This window comes from Pseudomonas sp. A0308 (assembly GCF_044218815.1).
Taxonomy (GTDB): Bacteria; Pseudomonadota; Gammaproteobacteria; order Pseudomonadales; family Pseudomonadaceae; genus Aquipseudomonas; species Aquipseudomonas iridis.
Window position 1 is genome coordinate 1,787,419 of the sequence record NZ_CP162581.1, and the last position, 17,365, is coordinate 1,804,783.

19 protein-coding genes and 1 tRNA gene are annotated in these 17,365 nt (G+C 58.7%); 7 read left to right on the forward strand and 13 right to left on the reverse strand.

From position 1 onward, the window contains the following. Nucleotides 1-17: 17 nt before the first annotated feature. From AB4P92_RS08325 to AB4P92_RS08340, 4 genes are all read right to left on the reverse strand, one after another. Nucleotides 18-950, reverse strand: a complete 933-nt coding sequence (locus tag AB4P92_RS08325; protein WP_042561975.1) for a D-2-hydroxyacid dehydrogenase — start codon at nt 948-950, stop codon at nt 18-20. Nucleotides 951-1,054: 104 nt separating this feature from the next. Then, entirely contained in the window at nt 1,055-1,348 is a 294-nt protein-coding gene (locus tag AB4P92_RS08330) for a YcgL domain-containing protein (protein WP_042558092.1), read from the reverse strand. After that, entirely contained in the window at nt 1,345-2,478 is a 1,134-nt protein-coding gene (gene rnd, locus AB4P92_RS08335) for a ribonuclease D (RefSeq protein ID WP_047300092.1), read from the reverse strand. The genes AB4P92_RS08330 and rnd overlap by 4 nt, the downstream gene beginning before the upstream one ends. A gap of 129 nt (nt 2,479-2,607) precedes the next feature. Continuing rightward, nucleotides 2,608-4,257: a phosphoethanolamine transferase gene (locus AB4P92_RS08340; RefSeq protein ID WP_395599234.1), complete on the reverse strand. Its 1,650-nt coding sequence runs from the start codon at nt 4,255-4,257 to the stop codon at nt 2,608-2,610. A gap of 312 nt (nt 4,258-4,569) precedes the next feature. Here AB4P92_RS08340 and AB4P92_RS08345 point away from each other — a divergent pair, with 312 nt between their 5' ends. Next, a complete protein-coding gene (locus AB4P92_RS08345; RefSeq protein WP_395599235.1) occupies nt 4,570-5,754 on the forward strand; it encodes a cyanate transporter in 1,185 nt (394 codons plus the stop codon). Between the two features lie 185 nt (nt 5,755-5,939). Further along, entirely contained in the window at nt 5,940-6,875 is a 936-nt protein-coding gene (locus AB4P92_RS08350; RefSeq protein WP_210622168.1) for a LysR family transcriptional regulator, read from the forward strand. Here the strand turns inward: AB4P92_RS08350 and AB4P92_RS08355 are convergent. Beyond that, nucleotides 6,872-7,231, reverse strand: a complete 360-nt coding sequence (locus AB4P92_RS08355; protein WP_047300084.1) for a 5-carboxymethyl-2-hydroxymuconate Delta-isomerase — start codon at nt 7,229-7,231, stop codon at nt 6,872-6,874. The two genes, AB4P92_RS08350 and AB4P92_RS08355, sit on opposite strands and share 4 nt — an antisense overlap. Nucleotides 7,232-7,301: 70 nt before the next feature. After that, on the reverse strand, nt 7,302-8,222 hold the full coding sequence (locus tag AB4P92_RS08360; RefSeq protein WP_047300083.1) for a LysR substrate-binding domain-containing protein: 921 nt from the start codon (nt 8,220-8,222) through the stop codon (nt 7,302-7,304). Nucleotides 8,223-8,572: 350 nt separating this feature from the next. Here AB4P92_RS08360 and AB4P92_RS08365 point away from each other — a divergent pair, with 350 nt between their 5' ends. Together AB4P92_RS08365 and AB4P92_RS08370 are read left to right on the forward strand one after the other, a co-directional pair. Then, nucleotides 8,573-8,764 (forward strand): DUF1508 domain-containing protein, encoded by a 192-nt coding sequence (locus AB4P92_RS08365; RefSeq protein WP_150617663.1) that lies wholly within the window; start codon nt 8,573-8,575, stop codon nt 8,762-8,764. Between the two features lie 151 nt (nt 8,765-8,915). Then, the gene (locus AB4P92_RS08370; protein ID WP_115147713.1) at nt 8,916-9,122 is read left to right on the forward strand and encodes a hypothetical protein; all 207 of its coding nucleotides are present in this window, start codon (nt 8,916-8,918) and stop codon (nt 9,120-9,122) included. Nucleotides 9,123-9,302: 180 nt separating this feature from the next. On the opposite strand, the gene AB4P92_RS08375 is transcribed toward AB4P92_RS08370, so the two are convergent. From AB4P92_RS08375 to dapA, 5 genes are all read right to left on the reverse strand, one after another. Continuing rightward, nucleotides 9,303-9,392 (reverse strand) — tRNA-Ser (locus tag AB4P92_RS08375). Between the two features lie 83 nt (nt 9,393-9,475). Next, complete coding sequence (gene purC / locus AB4P92_RS08380; RefSeq protein ID WP_042558078.1) at nt 9,476-10,189, reverse strand: phosphoribosylaminoimidazolesuccinocarboxamide synthase; 714 nt, start codon at nt 10,187-10,189, stop codon at nt 9,476-9,478. Between the two features lie 28 nt (nt 10,190-10,217). After that, the gene (locus AB4P92_RS08385; protein ID WP_042558077.1) at nt 10,218-10,979 is read right to left on the reverse strand and encodes an MBL fold metallo-hydrolase; all 762 of its coding nucleotides are present in this window, start codon (nt 10,977-10,979) and stop codon (nt 10,218-10,220) included. Between the two features lie 4 nt (nt 10,980-10,983). Continuing rightward, nucleotides 10,984-12,099: an outer membrane protein assembly factor BamC gene (bamC, locus tag AB4P92_RS08390; protein WP_047300077.1), complete on the reverse strand. Its 1,116-nt coding sequence runs from the start codon at nt 12,097-12,099 to the stop codon at nt 10,984-10,986. A gap of 17 nt (nt 12,100-12,116) precedes the next feature. Next, nucleotides 12,117-12,995 carry a 4-hydroxy-tetrahydrodipicolinate synthase gene (dapA, locus tag AB4P92_RS08395; protein ID WP_042558075.1) on the reverse strand — a complete coding sequence of 293 codons (879 nt, stop codon included), beginning with the start codon at nt 12,993-12,995 and terminating at the stop codon, nt 12,117-12,119. Between the two features lie 337 nt (nt 12,996-13,332). Here dapA and AB4P92_RS08400 point away from each other — a divergent pair, with 337 nt between their 5' ends. Then, nucleotides 13,333-13,893: a glycine cleavage system protein R gene (locus tag AB4P92_RS08400; RefSeq protein ID WP_047300076.1), complete on the forward strand. Its 561-nt coding sequence runs from the start codon at nt 13,333-13,335 to the stop codon at nt 13,891-13,893. A gap of 10 nt (nt 13,894-13,903) precedes the next feature. Beyond that, nucleotides 13,904-14,377, forward strand: coding sequence for a peroxiredoxin (locus AB4P92_RS08405; protein WP_047300075.1), 474 nt, complete (start codon nt 13,904-13,906; stop codon nt 14,375-14,377). Between the two features lie 109 nt (nt 14,378-14,486). Here AB4P92_RS08405 and AB4P92_RS08410 read toward each other — a convergent pair whose 3' ends face one another. Further along, nucleotides 14,487-15,557 carry an AI-2E family transporter gene (locus AB4P92_RS08410; RefSeq protein WP_042558072.1) on the reverse strand — a complete coding sequence of 357 codons (1,071 nt, stop codon included), beginning with the start codon at nt 15,555-15,557 and terminating at the stop codon, nt 14,487-14,489. A gap of 31 nt (nt 15,558-15,588) precedes the next feature. After that, complete coding sequence (locus AB4P92_RS08415) at nt 15,589-15,828, reverse strand: sulfurtransferase TusA family protein (protein ID WP_042558071.1); 240 nt, start codon at nt 15,826-15,828, stop codon at nt 15,589-15,591. Nucleotides 15,829-15,927: 99 nt separating this feature from the next. On the opposite strand from AB4P92_RS08415, the gene AB4P92_RS08420 reads away from it, so the two are divergent. Continuing rightward, nucleotides 15,928-17,361: a M48 family metalloprotease gene (locus tag AB4P92_RS08420; protein ID WP_200616668.1), complete on the forward strand. Its 1,434-nt coding sequence runs from the start codon at nt 15,928-15,930 to the stop codon at nt 17,359-17,361. Nucleotides 17,362-17,365: the final 4 nt, after the last annotated feature.

The window sequence follows — 17,365 nt, forward strand, 5'->3', positions numbered from 1 at the left end:
TTTCTGTGGCAACGCGATCAATAACCGCGATTGAAATCCACTTCCCCGCGCAATGCTTCACCCGCCTGATACGCCTTCAAGTTGTCGACGAACAACTGCACCATCAACGCCGGTGACGTCGGTGCCGAGCTGTGACCGGTGAGCAGCAAGCCCCACGCCGTCCAGAACGGGTGACGTTGCGGCAGTGGCTCCTGACGGCAGACGTCGATCACCGCGCCCGCCAGATGACCTTCCTTGAGGGCCTCCACCAGATCCGCATCGACCACTGCCACGCCCCGCCCGACGTTCATGAACAACCCGGTCGGCTTGAATTGCTTGAACAGCGCCGCGTCGTAGATATCGTGGGTGTGTTCGGTATTGGGCAGCAGGTTGACCACGTAATCCACTTCGCCCACCAGTCGCGGCAGATCCGCCATTGAGCCGACCTCGACAAACGGCGCCTGCTCGCGGGCACTGCTGGCGATACCGTACAACTCAACGCCGAACGGCAGCAGAAACTGCGCCACGCTCTGGCCGATGTCGCCGGTGCCGACGATCAGCACCTTGCGCCCGACCAGACTCTGACCGGTGCGGTTGTCCCATTTACGCTCGACCTGGCTGACCAGCCGTGCCAGCACTTCGCGTTCGTGGCCGAGCATATAGGTCAGCACGTATTCAGCCATCACCTGGCCAAAGATCCCCACCGCGCGGGTCAAGCGATAATCCCGGCAAAGGCCGTCGGCGAGCAGCGGTGTGATGCCAGCCCAGGTCGATTGCAGCCATTGCGGTTGATGCCCCTGGCGCAACAAGGTCGCGAGCAGATCCGGCTGTCCCAGCCACACCGGGCAGTCGGCAGCCAGTTGGGCCAGTTCAGCCGAGTCGCCACTGGTCAGCACTTCGAGCTCCGGCGCCGCCTGTTGCAGCAGTCGGGCGTATATCGCGTGGTCGTGTTCAGCAATCAGAACGCGCATCTTCAAACCTTTCGCAAATCGTGCAGATGGCCACAACATTCATCGCGGCCATCGCGTTAAAAACAGTTCCAGGGTTAACGAGGCCCAGAACAGGGCCTCGCCGATCACATTGGGTCGTTGCGGCGCAACAACTCTTCGGGCAAGTGCTCGATGTACTCGTCCTCGGCCGGTGGCATTTGCAGGTGATAGCCCTGCTTGTCGAGGTTTTCCAGCACCACGACGATATCTTCGCTGGCCAGCTTGCGCTCCGGCGACAGCACCAGATTGAACGAGTGTTTCGGCTTGCCGAACGCCAGCATCAGGGCTTCCGGAACACGCTCAAGCTCATCGCTCTTGAGCACATAGAGGTACATTCCGCTGCGTTTCGAGCTTTGGTAAATGGAGCAAATACGTTTCAAGGCTGTTCTCCGGCGGTGGCCAGGCTGTCGAGCAGCTTCTGACCCATGAGTTCGCGGCGCCAGCCACGCAGCGACTCAGGCAATTGGTAAGGACCCTCGGGGTAGCCGCTTTTGACCAGGGCTTCGAGGGTTTTCTTGCGCAGCATCAGTTCCGGGGCGATGTCCAGGCGCTCGGCCTCGGCTTGCCCCAGGGCGCGCAGTTGCTTGATCAGCGCAGCCGCTTCGATCGGCAATGGCTCCGGCACAGCGGGCGGCCATTGATCAGGACCCACACTGCCAGAGCGCTTGATCAGATCAAGCAGAAATTCGCCGTCCTGACGCACGGTACGCGGGTGCATGTCCTCGATCTTGCCCAACGCACTGAGCGAGTCCGGTTGCGTGCGGGCCAGCGGCCACAGCGAATGCTCGCGGACGATACGGTTGCGCGGCAGGTCGCGCGCGCGGGCCTCGCGTTCGCGCCAGGCGCACAGTTCGCGCAGCACGGCCAACTGCGCACGGGACAGTTTCCACGCCAGTTTGGCGTCGCGATAAACCTCGTACGGATCGGTTTCGCGACGCAGGTTGGCGACCAGTTCAGCGCCATCCTCCAGTACCCAGGCGAACTTGTCGTCAGACAGTTTCGGGCGCAACTGCACGAAAACCTCCGCCAGATGCACGGCATCTTCGGCGGCGTAGCTGATTTGCGTGTCGGACAACGGACGCTGCAACCAGTCGGAGCGGGTTTCGCCCTTCGGCAGTTCGATGCCGAGCACTGATTGCACCAGCCGCGAATAACCCATCGAGAACCCGAGGTTCAGATAAGCGGCGGCCAATTGCGTGTCGAACATTGGCGCTGGCAGGCTGCCTGTCAGGCGCAACAGGACTTCGAGGTCTTCACTGCAGGCGTGCAGGACTTTAAGCACGGCCGGGTTTTCCAGCAGTGCGGCCAGTGGTTGCCAGGCATTGATGCTCAGCGGGTCAATCAGGTAGGCGCGTTTGCCGTCGCCAACCTGTAACAGGCCGGCAATCGGGTAGAAGGTGTCGACCCGCATGAATTCGGTGTCGATGGCCACGAAAGGCAGCTGCTGCCACTCGGCGCAAAATTGCGCGAGGCTTTCGTTGTCGCGAATCCAGTGAATATCGATGGCCACACGGCTCTCCCTTGAAGAATGGCGCGCAGTATATATCGCCACTGGCGGTTTCCGCGCCTCAACTGGACAAGAGCTTGATGAAATCTCCCGCCTGAAGGAAGAATAGTCTTACAAGGTGAGTCTGCTGGCTCACTCTTTGGCCAACACCCCGTCGATCACCGCGCCACGGCAGCCCGCGAACATGTCCAGATCCTGCTGATACACCGAGCTGTGCACTTCCAGCAGGCCCAGCATCGAATGAAACAGATTGTCCTGGCTCAATGGCTTGTCGCGAGTCATTTGCAGGCAATGCGTATCGACCGAGTAGGACTTCTGATAGCTGTCGGAGAACCACGCCAGCATGGCGACATGTTTCTGCTGCTCCGGCGCCAGCATGTAAGGCGTGCCGTGAAGGAACAGGTTGTACTCGCCCAGCGACTCACCGTGATCAGACAGATACAGCATCGCGGTATCAACCTTGTCCTGATTGCTGCGCAACACATCGATCAGACTCGACAGCACATGGTCGGTGTACACCAGCGTGTTGTCGTAACCGTTAACGATACTTTCGCGGCTGCAGTTGTTCAGCGCATTACTTTCACAGACCGGGGTGAAGTGCTCGTACTCCTTCGGATAACGCTTGAAGTACTCCGGGCCGTGACTGCCCATCTGGTGCAATACCAGCACGGTGTCCTTGTCCAGATGATCGATAAAACCCTGCAGGCCTTGCAGGAGAATTTCGTCGCGACATTCGCTGTTGGCGCACAACGTCGGATCTTTCAAGTTGCTGACGTTTTGCACAGTGACGCGATTACAGGTGTCTTTGCAGCCGGACTGGTTATCGCGCCAGATCACGTCGATCCCCGCGCGCTTGAGCACATCCAGCAAACCCTCTTCATTCTTCGCCTTACTGGCGTCATAGTTCTTGCGGCCCATGTTGGAGAACATGCACGGCACTGAGACCGCCGTTTCCGTGCCGCAGGAATGCACATCGGTAAACGCAATCAACCCTGCTTCCTTGTCGAGTGTTGGCGTGGTGTCGCGGTCATACCCCAAAATGCCAAAGTTCTCCGCCCGCGCACTTTCACCCACCACCAATACGGTCAAGGATTTGCGCGGATGATTCTGCGAGGCAACATCGCGCTGAGCATCCTCGCCGATCTTGACGAATGGCTGCTGCGCAGAAGCGACTTGTTCACGCAGATAACCGGCCGATGCGCCGATGTAGTTGCTCGGCACCAGCATCAGGCGCAATTCGTGGTGATTGCGAAACAAGGATGACAAACCCTGGTAGTTGGCCAGCGCCACCCCACCGATGACTGCCACTGAGACAAAGCTCACAATGACCTTGCTGAACAACTCGCGGTGCCAACGGCGGTAGTCGACTGGAACTTTCCACAGTATCCAGGACGGCACCACACCTAAAAAGACTATATAAGCGAGCAACTTTAGAGAGAGCAGGTCACGAACTTCGGTGACATTGGTTTCAGCGAAGTTACGCAACATTCCCGCATCGATCAATACACCGTATTGGCTCATGAAATAAGCCACGCTGGCGCTGATCAGGAACAGCAATATCAGTACCGGTTTCAAGACTCGGCGAAACGCCAGGAAGGTCAGCACAATGTTGAAGGCCGCGAAGATCATCGCCCCGAAAGCGACACGCAGGGCTATGCCCTTGGCATCCGCCGAGGTAATCGCGAACAGGTGCTGCCAAAGCACAAAGTTGAATCCAGCTAACAAAAACGCACTGGCACACAACGTCACCCATTCCGGGCGCACGGCTTTTAACTTCAACATGATTAAGGATATTCCTGAAGAGAAGTGCCATCGCCAATTGTGAAAAGTTCATTGACTCAGACAGCACAAACTTTAAGCAGGCAACCATCAATTTTTTGTGAAAAATAAGATAACGATTAGTTGGTTGATGGCTAAAAGCCAAAACTTGCGAAGTATTTGAGAATGGTTCAGGTCTGGTTCAGCGAATCGCAGGATTCTCCTGCAGGGGGGCGCGAGGTTATTTGATTTTTAGGTGGGGTCGTGGATTTTCTGATTTGCCCCTGTCAGGTGAGTACGCGCCTAATCGTCAGCCTTCGGTTTTAAGGTCTGAACATGGAAAACATCCGCATCACCGCCCGCCCCGCAACCTGGCTCATGCTCGGCATCGTCTTGGTCGGCCTTAACCTGCGCCCATCGATGGCGGCAGTTGGGCCGTTGTTATCGGCGATACGTGGCGATATTACGTTGAGTTTCAGCGTCGCCTCGTTGTTGACGATGCTCCCTGTCATGGCGATGGGATTGGCGATGTTTTTCGCAATGGGCATCAGCCAGCGCCTCGGCGAGCAACGCACGGTACTAATGTCGCTGGCCATCATTGGTCTGGCGACCGTGGCACGCCTGTTTGTTGATTCGGCCGCCGAGCTGATTGTCAGTGCCGTGCTCGCCGGGTTCGGGATCGCACTGATTCAGGCCTTGATGCCGGCGCTCATCAAATCGCGTTTTCCCGACAACGTGGCGCTGTGCATGGGCCTGTATGTAACCTCGACCATGGGCGGCGCGGCCATCGCCGCCTCGTTTGCACCACTGGTCATGTCACGCACTGGCAGTTGGCGCGTCGGTCTGGCGATATGGGCAGGGCTGGCACTGCTGGCATTGTTGTTCTGGTGGGCACAGCGGGCGAATACGCCTCGGGACTCGGCGCCAGCTGTAAGAAAACAATCCTTCTTCACACATTCCCGCGCCTGGTTACTCGCAATCTTCTTCGGCCTGGGGACAGCGTCCTACACGTGCGTGCTCGCCTGGCTCGCGCCGTACTACGTTGAAAAAGGCTGGAGCGAACAAAACGCCGGGCTGTTGTTAGGTTTTCTGACCGCCATGGAGGTGATTTCCGGCCTGGTAGTGCCCGCCATTGCCAATCGCAGCCGTGATCGTCGTGTGGTGCTGATGGCGCTTCTCGGGCTGATCATTGGCGGTTTCTGTGGACTGATCCTCAGCCCGCAATACCTCAGCCTGTTATGGCCGTGCCTGCTGGGTCTGGGGATTGGCGGCTTGTTCCCGATGAGCCTGATCGTTTCGCTCGATCACCTCGACAACCCGCAGCGCGCCGGAGGTCTGACCGCCTTCGTACAGGGAATCGGCTATCTGATTGCCGGGCTCTCGCCACTGATGGCAGGGATGATCCGCGATAATCTGGGCAGCTTCGAATGGGCGTGGTGGTCACTGACCGCAGTGATGGTGGTCATGCTTCTCATGGTGTGGCGTTTCGATCCCCGGCATTACGCACGTCAGTTCCAATGATCGGGCTAGAGGCCTCTGGCCATGTTTCAGCGGTTTGATTGATGAAGTCGTCATACTAAAACTTTCTGTCCCACAACTGTCCGTGAAATGTCCTACAAGGCTTTGTCCTGGAACCATCGTTCCGTTAGGATCGTTCGCACACGTTTGCGCGTATTCAGCGCAAGGAGCACAGCGAGACAGTACGGATGCTGAACAGTAACTTGCTTCGAAAACTCGACATGCAGGATCTCATGGTGTTTGTCGCCGTGTATGAGCAGAGCAGCGTCACCGATGTTTCGGAAACGCTGTTTGTCAGTCAGTCCACCGTCAGTTACTGCCTGAAAAAACTGCGCACCAGTTTCGAAGACGAGCTATTCATCAACACTCGCACGGGCATGCGCCCCACCTACAAGGCCTGCAGCATGTACGGCCATGTGCAGAAGATTCTTGAAAGTATCAACCTGTGCCACGCCGGCGCCCCGGTGTTCAATCCGACCCAGCAAGCGGTCACGTTCAACATCTGCGCACCGGAATATTTCGAGCAACTGATTCTGCCGCGCCTGTTGAAACGTTTCGACTTCGATGACTTGCCGGTGATGGTCAACGTGCACAAGTTCGAAACTGACGTCCCGGCCGACGAATTGCGCGACGGCAGCCTCGATCTGGTGATCAGTTTCGGCCCCAATTTTCACCGCCACCACACTGACCTGAAATCGCGAATGCTGCTGGAGGATGACCTGGTCTGCGTCTTCGACAAACGCGCCACGCCACTGGAGCCGCGATTGAGCCTGCAAGCGTTCACCGAGCGGCGGCATGTGTTCCCGACACCCTGGACGTCCACCACCAATATGGTCGACGGTTGGCTGGCACGGCAGGCACAGAAACGCCAGATCGTCGCGCGCTCGAACAGTTACAGCGCCGCACTGAAGATGATCACCGGCACAGATTTCATCCTCACCCTGCCCCGGCGCATCCAGCGTTTACTCACCAACGATGCGGTGTTTAATCACTGTGAGGCGCCCAATGGCCTGCCGGGATTCACCCTCGATATGCAATGGAGCCAGAACGCCGATCAGGACAGCGCCAACGTGTGGCTGCGCGAGCAAGTGATCAAGGTGTGCAGCGAGCTGGAAGCAGGCTAAATGGCGGCTTTACTGTAGGACTCGCGGTCGATATCCAACAGTTCCACACACAACTGCACCTCGACGCCGGCCGGCCATTCGCAAAGCTCCTGCAACACCGCCAGCAGACTTTGCGACAGCTGCTTCTTGGTCTCCGCCGAACGACCACTGAGCAGCGCCAGCTTCACATGCACAAACGCCCGCTCGCCCATGGCCGTGCCGACCTTGAAGGTTTCCACCTTCACCGCACGGCTCTTGATATCGAACTCGGCGGCGAACTGACCGGAACCCACCAACGTGTTGTTTAGCCGGATCAACGCGAGGTCGGCGTTCAACTGCGGCAGGTTGGCGGTGTATTCCATGTGCAGGTGTGGCATGGGGATGCTCCAGTCAGCGGGTTGGGGGGGCATACATATAACACAGCCAATCGCAGCGCCCTTGGGGGTGTCACGCCGGGATCAGAGGTCTTTCGCTCATGAACGCTTCAAGCCGCGAGCGCAACCAGCGCTCGGCCGGGTCGCTGTCGACGTGGCTGAGCCAGACCATCGACAGGTCCAGCGTCGGCGTCTTGAACGGGAACGGTTCCTTGAACAGCAATCCGGAAGTGGCCATGGCTGCGGCGGTGTAGTCCGGCAGGCTGGCGATCAGGTCGGTGCCGGCCAACAGCGCCGGCAACGCGCTGTATTGCGGCACCGACAGCACCACCTGACGGGTACGACCGAGTTCCGCCAGCCACTCATCGGCGAAGCCGCTGACGTTGGCCGTGTGGGACACCAGCACGTGCGGACGCGCGCAGTATTCATCGAGGGTCAGCGGTGTATCGGAGGCGTCGGCACGCAGGATGCTCGGCTGAATGTGCCGCAGCAGTTTGCGCTTGGCATTGGCCGGCAGGCCACGGGTCTGGCTGATGCCGACGGTGATGTCGCCGGCGGCCAGCAAGTCGGGGATCCGCCAGTAATCGACGTGTTGCACAACGAACACGACGCTCGGTGCTTCCTGACGCAGCGCGCGCAACAGCGGCGGCAACAGGCCGAACTCGACGTCATCGGACAGGCCGATGCGGAAGGTCATGGTGCTCACCGCGGGATCGAAATCGCGGGTCAGGCTCAGCGCCACCGACAGCGAATCCAGCGCAGGTTTGAGGTGGCGAAAGATATCTTCGGCACGGGCCGTCGGCTCCATACGGTGGCCGACGCGAATAAACAACGGATCGTTGAGCATCGTGCGCAATCGGTTGAGCGCCGAGCTGATGGTCGGCTGGCCGAGAAACAGCTTTTCCGCCGCGCGGGTGACGTTGCGTTCGAGCATCAAGGTCTCGAACACCACCATCAGGTTGATGTCAGCCTTGCGAAGTTCATTGCGGTTCATCCATAGCCCCCTGCTCCCCGGAATGCGGGCAGTGTAGAAAGGCCTGGGGGGCGGCGTCCATCGCCATGATGCGTCGGTCCACCGGCAGGCGATTCAAACCCGTCCGGATGACCAACTCAAGATCGAGCAACTGACGAAAAAATATCATGGGGGCGCGGGAAAAGTCTGTCGAGAAAGTACGCCAAACAGCCAATCAACCGGACACACCAGACGCTCTGGCTCAAGCCCTTCAGAAACATCCCCCAACGATTGGAAACAAATGTCCGATGGCCAAAAAAACCGCCTGCGCTAGGCTTGCGTCGATGCGCCACACAGGCTGTCGCACGTATTAATCGCATGGAGCGAACTGAATGTATTTCGAGATTTACAGGCAATCCAGAGGCACCCCCACTACAGGCAAAGGCCAATGGCGCTGGAGGCTGCGCGCGGGCAATCACGAGACCATCGCCAGTGGCGAGTCGTATGTGAACAAGGCGGATTGTTTACACGTGATCGAGTTGATCAAGGGTGCGCAGGGGGATACACCGGTTAAGGAAATTTAACCGCGAGAGTCATTGCGCGACACCGTCCTACAGCCTTTTCCTTTTTTGCTTTAACGACTGGCGGGCCTCCTTTCCTCTCCTACGCTCTGTTGCGTATGGGGCAATCCGGCCCGGTTCCACCCAATCATTGAACTCAAAAGGAGCCGCAGACATGGCTAGAGACAAAGCGAAAGACGACAAGCATTTCAACTGCACACAAGCCCACGAAGCAGACTACGTCGCCAGCCTTTATCCGCACGCCAAGGAGGAAGTCAAAACCTTCCTTGCCTCGGCATGCAAGGACAACTCGCTGCATAACTCGACGCACAAGGAAGTTTATGAACTGATCAAACGGAAGCTGGGGCATTCTCAGCCGTGAGCGGACCGCCGAGGGGTTTGATGTAGACCCGGCTGAAATGCAAAGCCCCACAGGTTCGTCCTGGGGGCTTTTTCTGTGTTTGATATAGAGGCGTCGGCAGATGCAGAAACTGGCCTTGATAGCCTCAACCAGAAACAAAAAAGCCCCGTAGATTTTCATCTACGGGGCTTTTTCTATGTATGGCGGAGAGATAGGGATTCGAACCCTAGGTACCGGTGAAGGTACAACGGATTTCGAATCCGTCCCATTCGGCCACTCTGGCATCTCTCCAACGGCGCGCATCATAACAACACTTTTACCGAAAGCAAACCCTCTTTCGAAAAAATCTGCGTGCTATCAGATGCTTGCGTCGATTAAAGCGGCACGCCCAGACGATTGGCGACTTCTTCGTAGGCTTCGATAACGTCACCGAGGCCCTGGCGGAAGCGGTCTTTGTCCATCTTCTTCTTGGTGTCCTTGTCCCAAAGACGGCAGCCGTCCGGGCTGAACTCGTCGCCCAGGACGATGGAGCCGTCGCTGAATACGCCGAATTCAAGCTTGAAGTCGACCAGCAACAGGCCGGCGTCGTCGAACAGCTTGCTCAGGACTTCGTTGACCTTGAGCGACAGTTCTTTCATGCGAACCAGTTGCTCGGCGGTGCCCCAGCCGAATGCCACAACGTGGGATTCGTTGATGAACGGGTCGCCCTTGGCGTCGTCCTTCAGGAACAGTTCGAAGGTGTACGGATTGAGCTTGATGCCCTCTTCCACACCCAAGCGCTTGACCAGGCTGCCCGCGGCATAGTTACGCACGACGCACTCGACCGGGATCATGTCCAGCTTCTTCACCAGGCACTCGTTGTCGCCCAGCAGTTTGTCGAATTGGGTCGGAATGCCGGCCGCTTCGAGCTTCTGCATGATGAAGGCGTTGAACTTGTTGTTCACCATGCCTTTGCGGTCGAGCTGTTCGATGCGCTTGCCGTCGAACGCCGAAGTGTCGTTGCGAAACAGCAGGATCAAGCGGTCAGCGTCGTCGGTCTTGTAAACCGATTTGGCTTTGCCGCGGTAGAGTTCTTCACGTTTTTCCATGATGGGCTCCGCTTGCTAAGTAGGTGGGCTAGGCGATGTGGCGCCAGTCGAGCCCTGAATCTTGATCGGCCAGTTGCAGCCAGTCCGGGTCGCACCCAAGGGTGTCGACAAAACATTGTCGGGCCAGCTGCGGCAAGTTGTTCTTGCTGCTCAGATGAGCCAGGACCAGATGTTGCAGCCCCTGCCAGCCCAGCTCGGACACCAGGAATGCCGCCTGATGGTTGTTCAAATGTCCCAGCTCGCCGCCCACCCGCTGCTTGAGAAAGTACGGGTAGTGACCACGGGCCAGCATGTCACGGCAATGGTTGGATTCGATCATCAACGCATCGAGATCCCGATAACCCTCCAGCACCCGCTCGCAGTAGGAACCCAGGTCGGTCAGCAGGCCGAAGCGCCGCTGCTCGATGTCACTGAATACATACTGGGTCGGTTCCTGCGCATCGTGGGCCACGGCAATGACCCCAATGTTCAGTGCACCGATCTGCAGTTGCTCGCCGCCGGCCAGAAAGCCTGCGGGTTCAATCGGTTTGCGCATCCCGCGCAGTGTGCCGCGACTGAGGTAGACCGGCAGATTGTAGCGCCGAGACAGTAAACCCACGCCATGCACGTGGTCGGCATGTTCGTGGGTTACGAGTATCGCGCTCAGTTGCGCCGGGTTTACACCCAGGCGCAACAGGCGTTTTTCGGTTTCCCGCAGGGAAAAACCACAATCCACCAGTACATACGTATCAGCACTGGCGATCAGCGTGCCGTTCCCTTGGCTACCGCTGCCGAGAACGGCAAAACGCATGTGATCAGCCCAGGTTGTCCTGAATTACGCTCAACACTTTGCGCGCCACGTCAGCCGGCGCAACGGTGTTGATGTTTTTCTCGACGGTCACCTGAATGTTCTCGCCAACCTTGCTCAGGCGAACCTGATAACGCTCGGCACGGGCTTCAACTTCTTCCTTGCTCGGCGCGCTGCCGAACAGGCTGCTGAAGAAACCAGGCTTGTCGTCTTTCTTCTCGGCTTTTTCGGCCAGGTTGATGTAGTACAGGCCCAGGCTGCGGTTGATGTCTTCAACGCGCCATTCACCTTGTTCCAGTGCACGGCCAACGCTCGACCAGGCACGGTCAAGGTCGGTACCGACGTTCAACACCGGGTTACCGCTGCCATCTTCGTTAAGACTGACGCGGCTCGGGGTATCGAAATCACGGGACGCCAACATCGACACCGAACCGCCCTTCTCGGAGATACGGCTCATGCTCGCGAGCATGTCGTCGACCAGAGCGGCGTCCAGACCCGTGTTGACCGACCGGTTGGTGAAGGCCACATCGGCGCTGCTGCCGGCAGGACGCTCGGCGCTGACCACGTAGATTTCACTGGTGTTGCGCTGCACGCCTGGCTCGATCCGCACACGAACGCGGGTTTCGCTGTCGGTGCTGACGCCGGCTGCGCTCAGGCGCTTGGCCATTGCTGCCGACAGCTCGTCGGAATGCTGCCAGGTGGTGGTGAATTCGCCGGTTTGTGGACGCTGTTCATCCAGACGGAAACCGTTGTCCTGGAAGAACTGCACAGCCACTGGCCAGACTTCGGCCGGTGGATGCTGGGCCACGACCCAACGGGTATCGCCACTCTTCTGCAGCGAGTAGTCGCTGGCATCGGCAACGGCCGACAACGGCTGAGGACGTGGAACCACGTACTCGCCCTTGGCGGTGTCGTCAGCGACGTTGCGCGGGATCGGCAGCAGCGGATCCAGACGCTTGGAAGTGCTGACGTCCGCTGGCAGTTGCATCGGTGCAGTCTGTTGCGCTTGCAGGTAATCGCTACCACGGTCGCGGAAATAACCTTCCGGCCCCCAGACCCATCCGCAGCCGCTGGTGCTGGAGATAATCAAGGCAAGTGCGGAAAGTCCGGCCATTCGCTTCATGCGTTGTACTTCCTCAATTAAACCAGGACGCTGCACTGGCGCAGGGCCGAGCGAAGCGTTTCATGACAAGGAGTGCTCAGCCAGGTGAGTGGCAGGCGGATGCCTTCGTGCATCAGGCCCATTTCAACCAAAGCCCACTTCACCGGAATCGGGTTGGCTTCGATGAACAGGTCTTTGTGCAGCGGCATCAGTTTTTCGTTGATGGCCCGTGCGGTCTCGGCGTCGCCCTTGAGCGCGGCCTCGCACAGATCAGCCATTTCGCGCGGAGCGACGTTGGCAGTAACCGAGATATTGCCCTTGCCGCCCAGCAGGATCAGCTCGACGGCGGTCGGATCATCGCCGGACAGCACGATGAAATCCTTGCTCACGCCATCGATGATCGCTTTGGCACGAACCAGGTCGCCGGTGGCTTCCTTGATGCCGATGATGTTCGGCACTGTGGACAGGCGAATCACGGTCTCGGCCTGCATGTCACAAGACGTGCGGCCAGGAACGTTGTAGAGAATCTGTGGGATGTCGACCGATTCAGCGATGTGTTTGAAATGCTGATACAAGCCTTCCTGAGTCGGCTTGTTGTAGTACGGAACGACCAGCAGGCAGGCATCGGCGCCAGCTTCCTTGGCGTTGCGGGTCAGCTCGACGGCTTCGCGAGTCGAGTTGGCGCCGGTGCCGGCGATGACCGGAATACGGCCTGCAACCTGTTTGACCACGGCTTTGATGACGGCGATGTGTTCTTCTACATCAAGGGTTGCCGACTCGCCGGTAGTACCGACCGCGACAATGGCATGGGTGCCGTTCTTGAGGTGGAAGTCCACGAGTTTGCTGAGGCTGTCCCAGTCAAGACGCCCTTGTGCATCCATGGGAGTGACCAGTGCCACCATACTGCCCGCAATCATGAAACCGCTCCTGCCGGAAAAAGAGAGCGGTAATGGTACTGGCGCCAAGATGCTTGCACAAGCAAAGTACTGCGCTGCCGCCATTCCCCTTGGCGTCGCTTTTCGCTACCCTTCAGACTTTGATCGGTACTGATCAGCTTGTACGCCGGGTTTCAGCCTCCCTTTTCGGCCTCCCAGGCCCCGTTCCAGCGTCGCATCGACGCGCTCCCGTTGAGTGGAGCGAGCCGCGAGCGCTTGCCGGGGCTTTCTGAACGGACAGCCTTAATGGGCACACGGGCACTCTGCGGCGATCAACGCCCGTAAACCTACCGACCGCTCATCGCTTTAGGAATGCTGCATGTCCACCCCCACAGTTCGCGAACAATTCCTTGTCATCAGTGCCCTCGGCGCCAACCCCATGGAGCTGACTAACGTCCTGTGCCGCGCCAGCCATGAAAATCGCTGCGCCGTGGTTACTTCCCGCCTGACCCGCCATGGCGAGTGCAGCGCGCTGATTCTCGAGATCTCTGGCAGCTGGGACGCCCTCGCACGCCTGGAAGGCAGCCTGTCAGGTCTCGCCAAGAAGCACGCGTTCACCGTCAACGTGGTGCGCAGCGCACCATTGGAGAACCGTCCGCAGGCGCTGCCATACGTGGCTTACGTCAGCTCCGCGTATCGTCCGGACATCATCAATGAGCTGTGCCAGTTCTTCATGGATCACAATGTCGAACTGGAAAACCTGACGTGCGACACATATCAGGCACCACAGACCGGTGGCACCATGCTCAACGCCACGTTCACCGTGACCCTGCCGGCCGGCACCCAGATCAGTTGGCTGCGTGATCAGTTCCTGGATTTCTCAGACGCCATGAACCTCGATGCCCTGATCGAACCCTGGCGCCCACAAAACCCAATGTAAGGAAGCTTTCATGGCCGTTGTCATCGACCAACCGGTTGCGGATTTCGAAGCCCCTGCCACCAGCGGGCAAACCGTCAGCCTGTCTGCCCTGAAGGGCAAGCAAGTGGTGATCTACTTCTATCCGAAGGACAGCACCCCGGGCTGCACCACCGAGGGTCAGGGCTTTCGTGATCAGTACGCGGCGTTCAAGGCCGCCAACACGGAAATCTTCGGCATCTCCCGCGACAGCCTGAAGTCTCACGAGAACTTCAAGGGCAAGCAGGAGTTTCCGTTCGAGCTGATCAGCGACAAGGACGAGGCTGTCTGCCAGTTGTTCGACGTGATCAAGCTCAAGAAGCTTTACGGCAAGGAATACCTGGGTGTTGATCGCAGCACGTTCCTGATTGATAAGGACGGCGTGCTGCGCCAGGAATGGCGTGGCGTGAAGGTGCCGGGGCATGTCGATGCAGTTTTGGCTGCTGCTCAAGCGCTGAATAAAGCCTGAGGATCAAGAGATCGCAGCCTGCGGCAACTCCTGCGTGTTCGATGTTCGATCGCATATTGTGCGGTGACACCGAAAACTGTGGAGCTGCCGCAGGCTGCGATCTTTTGTTTTAAAGCAGCGGCGCCACCACGGGTTCCTTACGCGGCCAGGCATCGAGCACTGCCTTGAACAGCGTCGCCAGAGGAATCGCAAAGAACACACCCCAAAAACCCCACAACCCACCGAACAGCAGCACCGCGCAAATAATTGCCACCGGGTGCAGGTTGACCGCTTCGGAAAACAGCAACGGCACCAGCACGTTGCCATCCAGTGTCTGGATGATTCCGTAGACCGCCATCAGATAAATGAATTGATCGCTCCAGCCCCACTGGAACAGCGCAATCAGCAGCACCGGCACGGTCACCACTACCGCGCCGACATACGGCACCACCACCGACAAACCGACCAGCAGCGCCAGCAGCGCGGCATAGTTGAGCCCGAGTGCGACGAAAGCGATGTAAGTCACACCGCCGCAAATCACGATCTCGATGCCTTTGCCACGAATGTAATTGGCGATCTGCCGGTTCATTTCCTGCGCCACTCGCGTGATCAGCGCCCGCTCACGCGGTAAATAGCCGCGCACCCACTCGCCGATCATTGCCCGATCCTTGAGGAAAAAGAACACCAGGATCGGTACGAGCACCAGATAGATCATGATGTTCACCAGCAGCGGCAGACTCGACAGCGAAAACGTCAACGCCCACTGGCCGAACTTGCCGATCTCGCCGCGCGCCGCCTCGATCGCCTGCAACACTTGCTCATCGGAGACCAGATGCGGATAGCGCTCCGGCAGCAGCAACAGCAAAGATTGCCACTTGGCGAGCATGCCCGGCAGCTCATTGAACAGCGTAATCAGCTGGTGCCAGAGCAGCGGCAACACCACGACAATGAACAGCATCAGCGCGCCCATGAACAGCGCAAACACCAATCCCACCGCGACAGCGCCTGGTACGCGCAGACGCTCCAGCGTCACCACCAGGCCCTGCATCAGGTATGCCAGCACCATGCCGGCCAGTACCGGCGCGAGCATGCCGCCGAGGGTGAGCACCGCGGTAAACGCCAGCACCAGCAGCACGGCAAGTACCACGGCTTCTTCATCGGAGAAGTAGCGCTGAATCCAGTCGCGTAACACTTTGAACATCAATAATCCTTAGGTTTTGGCGCTGTCGGTTTCAGGCTTTTTTCAACCAGTAACGGTAGACGCCCGCTTCGTCTTCTTCGCGCAGCAGCGTATGACCGGCCAACCTGGCAAAGGTGCGGAAGTCGCGCTGGGAGCCCGCATCGGTGGCGATCACCTTGAGCACCGCGCCGCTTGCAAGCTTGTTGAGTTCCATTTTTGCCTTGAGCAACGGTAACGGACAATTCAGGCCGCTGGCGTCCAGTTCTGCGTCATGGGCTAAAGCGTCAGTCATTGCGTCACTCCGGATCAGGTCAGTCGAGCAGCCTAGAATATCTGGTCGCAAGCCCGGTGTCCGGCTACAGTAAGGTCTTTGTCTTCTAAGGCTTTGTGCATGACTTTTCTGCGCCCTACCCTGCTGACGCTCGCTTGCCTGCTCGCCTCACCAGGCTTTGCCGACGATCTGCCGTCACTCGGCGACGCCAGTTCTGCCATTGTCTCGCCACAACAGGAATACCAGCTCGGTCGCGCCTGGCTGGCCATGTTGCGCAGCCAGGTTTCACAGCTCAATGATCCGCAACTCAAAGACTATGTCGAATCCAGCGTTTACAAGCTGGTGGAGACCAGCCAGGTCAGCGACCGACGCCTGGAGTTCATCCTGATCAACAGCCCTCAGCTCAACGCCTTCGCTGCGCCGGGCGGCGTGGTCGGGGTCAACGGCGGTTTGTTCCTCAACGCACAGACCGAGGGCGAATACGCTTCGGTGCTGGCTCACGAATTGGCTCACTTGTCGCAGCGCCACTTTGCGCGCGGCGTCGAAGCTTCCCAGCGCATGCAAGTGCCGATGATGGCGGCGCTGCTGGCCGGCATCGTGATTGCAGCGGCCGGCGGCGGTGACGCCGGGATCGCGACCATTGCCGGTACTCAGGCAGCGGCGCTTCAGGAGCAACGGCGTTTCTCCCGCCAGAACGAGCAGGAGGCCGACCGTATCGGCATCCTCAATCTGGAAAAGGCTGGATACGACCCACGCTCGATGCCAACCATGTTCGAGCGCTTAATGCGTCAGTACCGCTTCGACGCCAAACCACCGGAATTCCTGCTGACTCACCCGGTGACCGAATCACGGATCGCCGACACCCGCAACCGCGCCGAACAGGCCAGGCCCGGCGGCATCGAAGACACCAAGCGTTATCAGCTGATCCGCGCCCGCGTGCAGTTGGTCTACGAAGAAACACCAGGACTGGGCGCCAAGCGTTTCCGTGCGCAACTGGACGAGAACCCTCAAAACGACGTGGCCCGCTATGGTCTGGCCATCGCGCAGATCAAGGGCGGTCAGTTGAACGAGGCTCGGGAGAACCTCAAACAGTTACTGGCCAAAGCGCCGAACGAGATCATCTACAACCTCGCTCAGGTCGATCTGGACATCACCAACAATCGCCTGCCCGATGCCCAGTCGCGGGTTGATCGAATGCTCACGCAATACCCCGGTAACTATCCACTGAATCAGGTTCGAGTCGATCTTCTGCTCAAGCAGAACCGCGCGGCGGATGCCGAAAAAGCGCTGGAGGGATTGCTCAAGACTCGCCCGGATGATCCGGATGTCTGGTATCAGGTTGCCGAAACCCGTGGTTTGTCTGGCAACATCATTGGCCTGCACCAGGCGCGTGCCGAATACTTTGCCTTGGTCGGCGATTACCGTCAGGCGATCCAGCAACTGGATTTCGCCAAGCGCAAGGCTGGCAGCAACTTCCCGCTGTCCTCGCGGATCGATGCCCGCCAGCGCGAGCTGATGGAGCAGGAGCGCATGGTCAAGGACATGATGGGCTGACGCT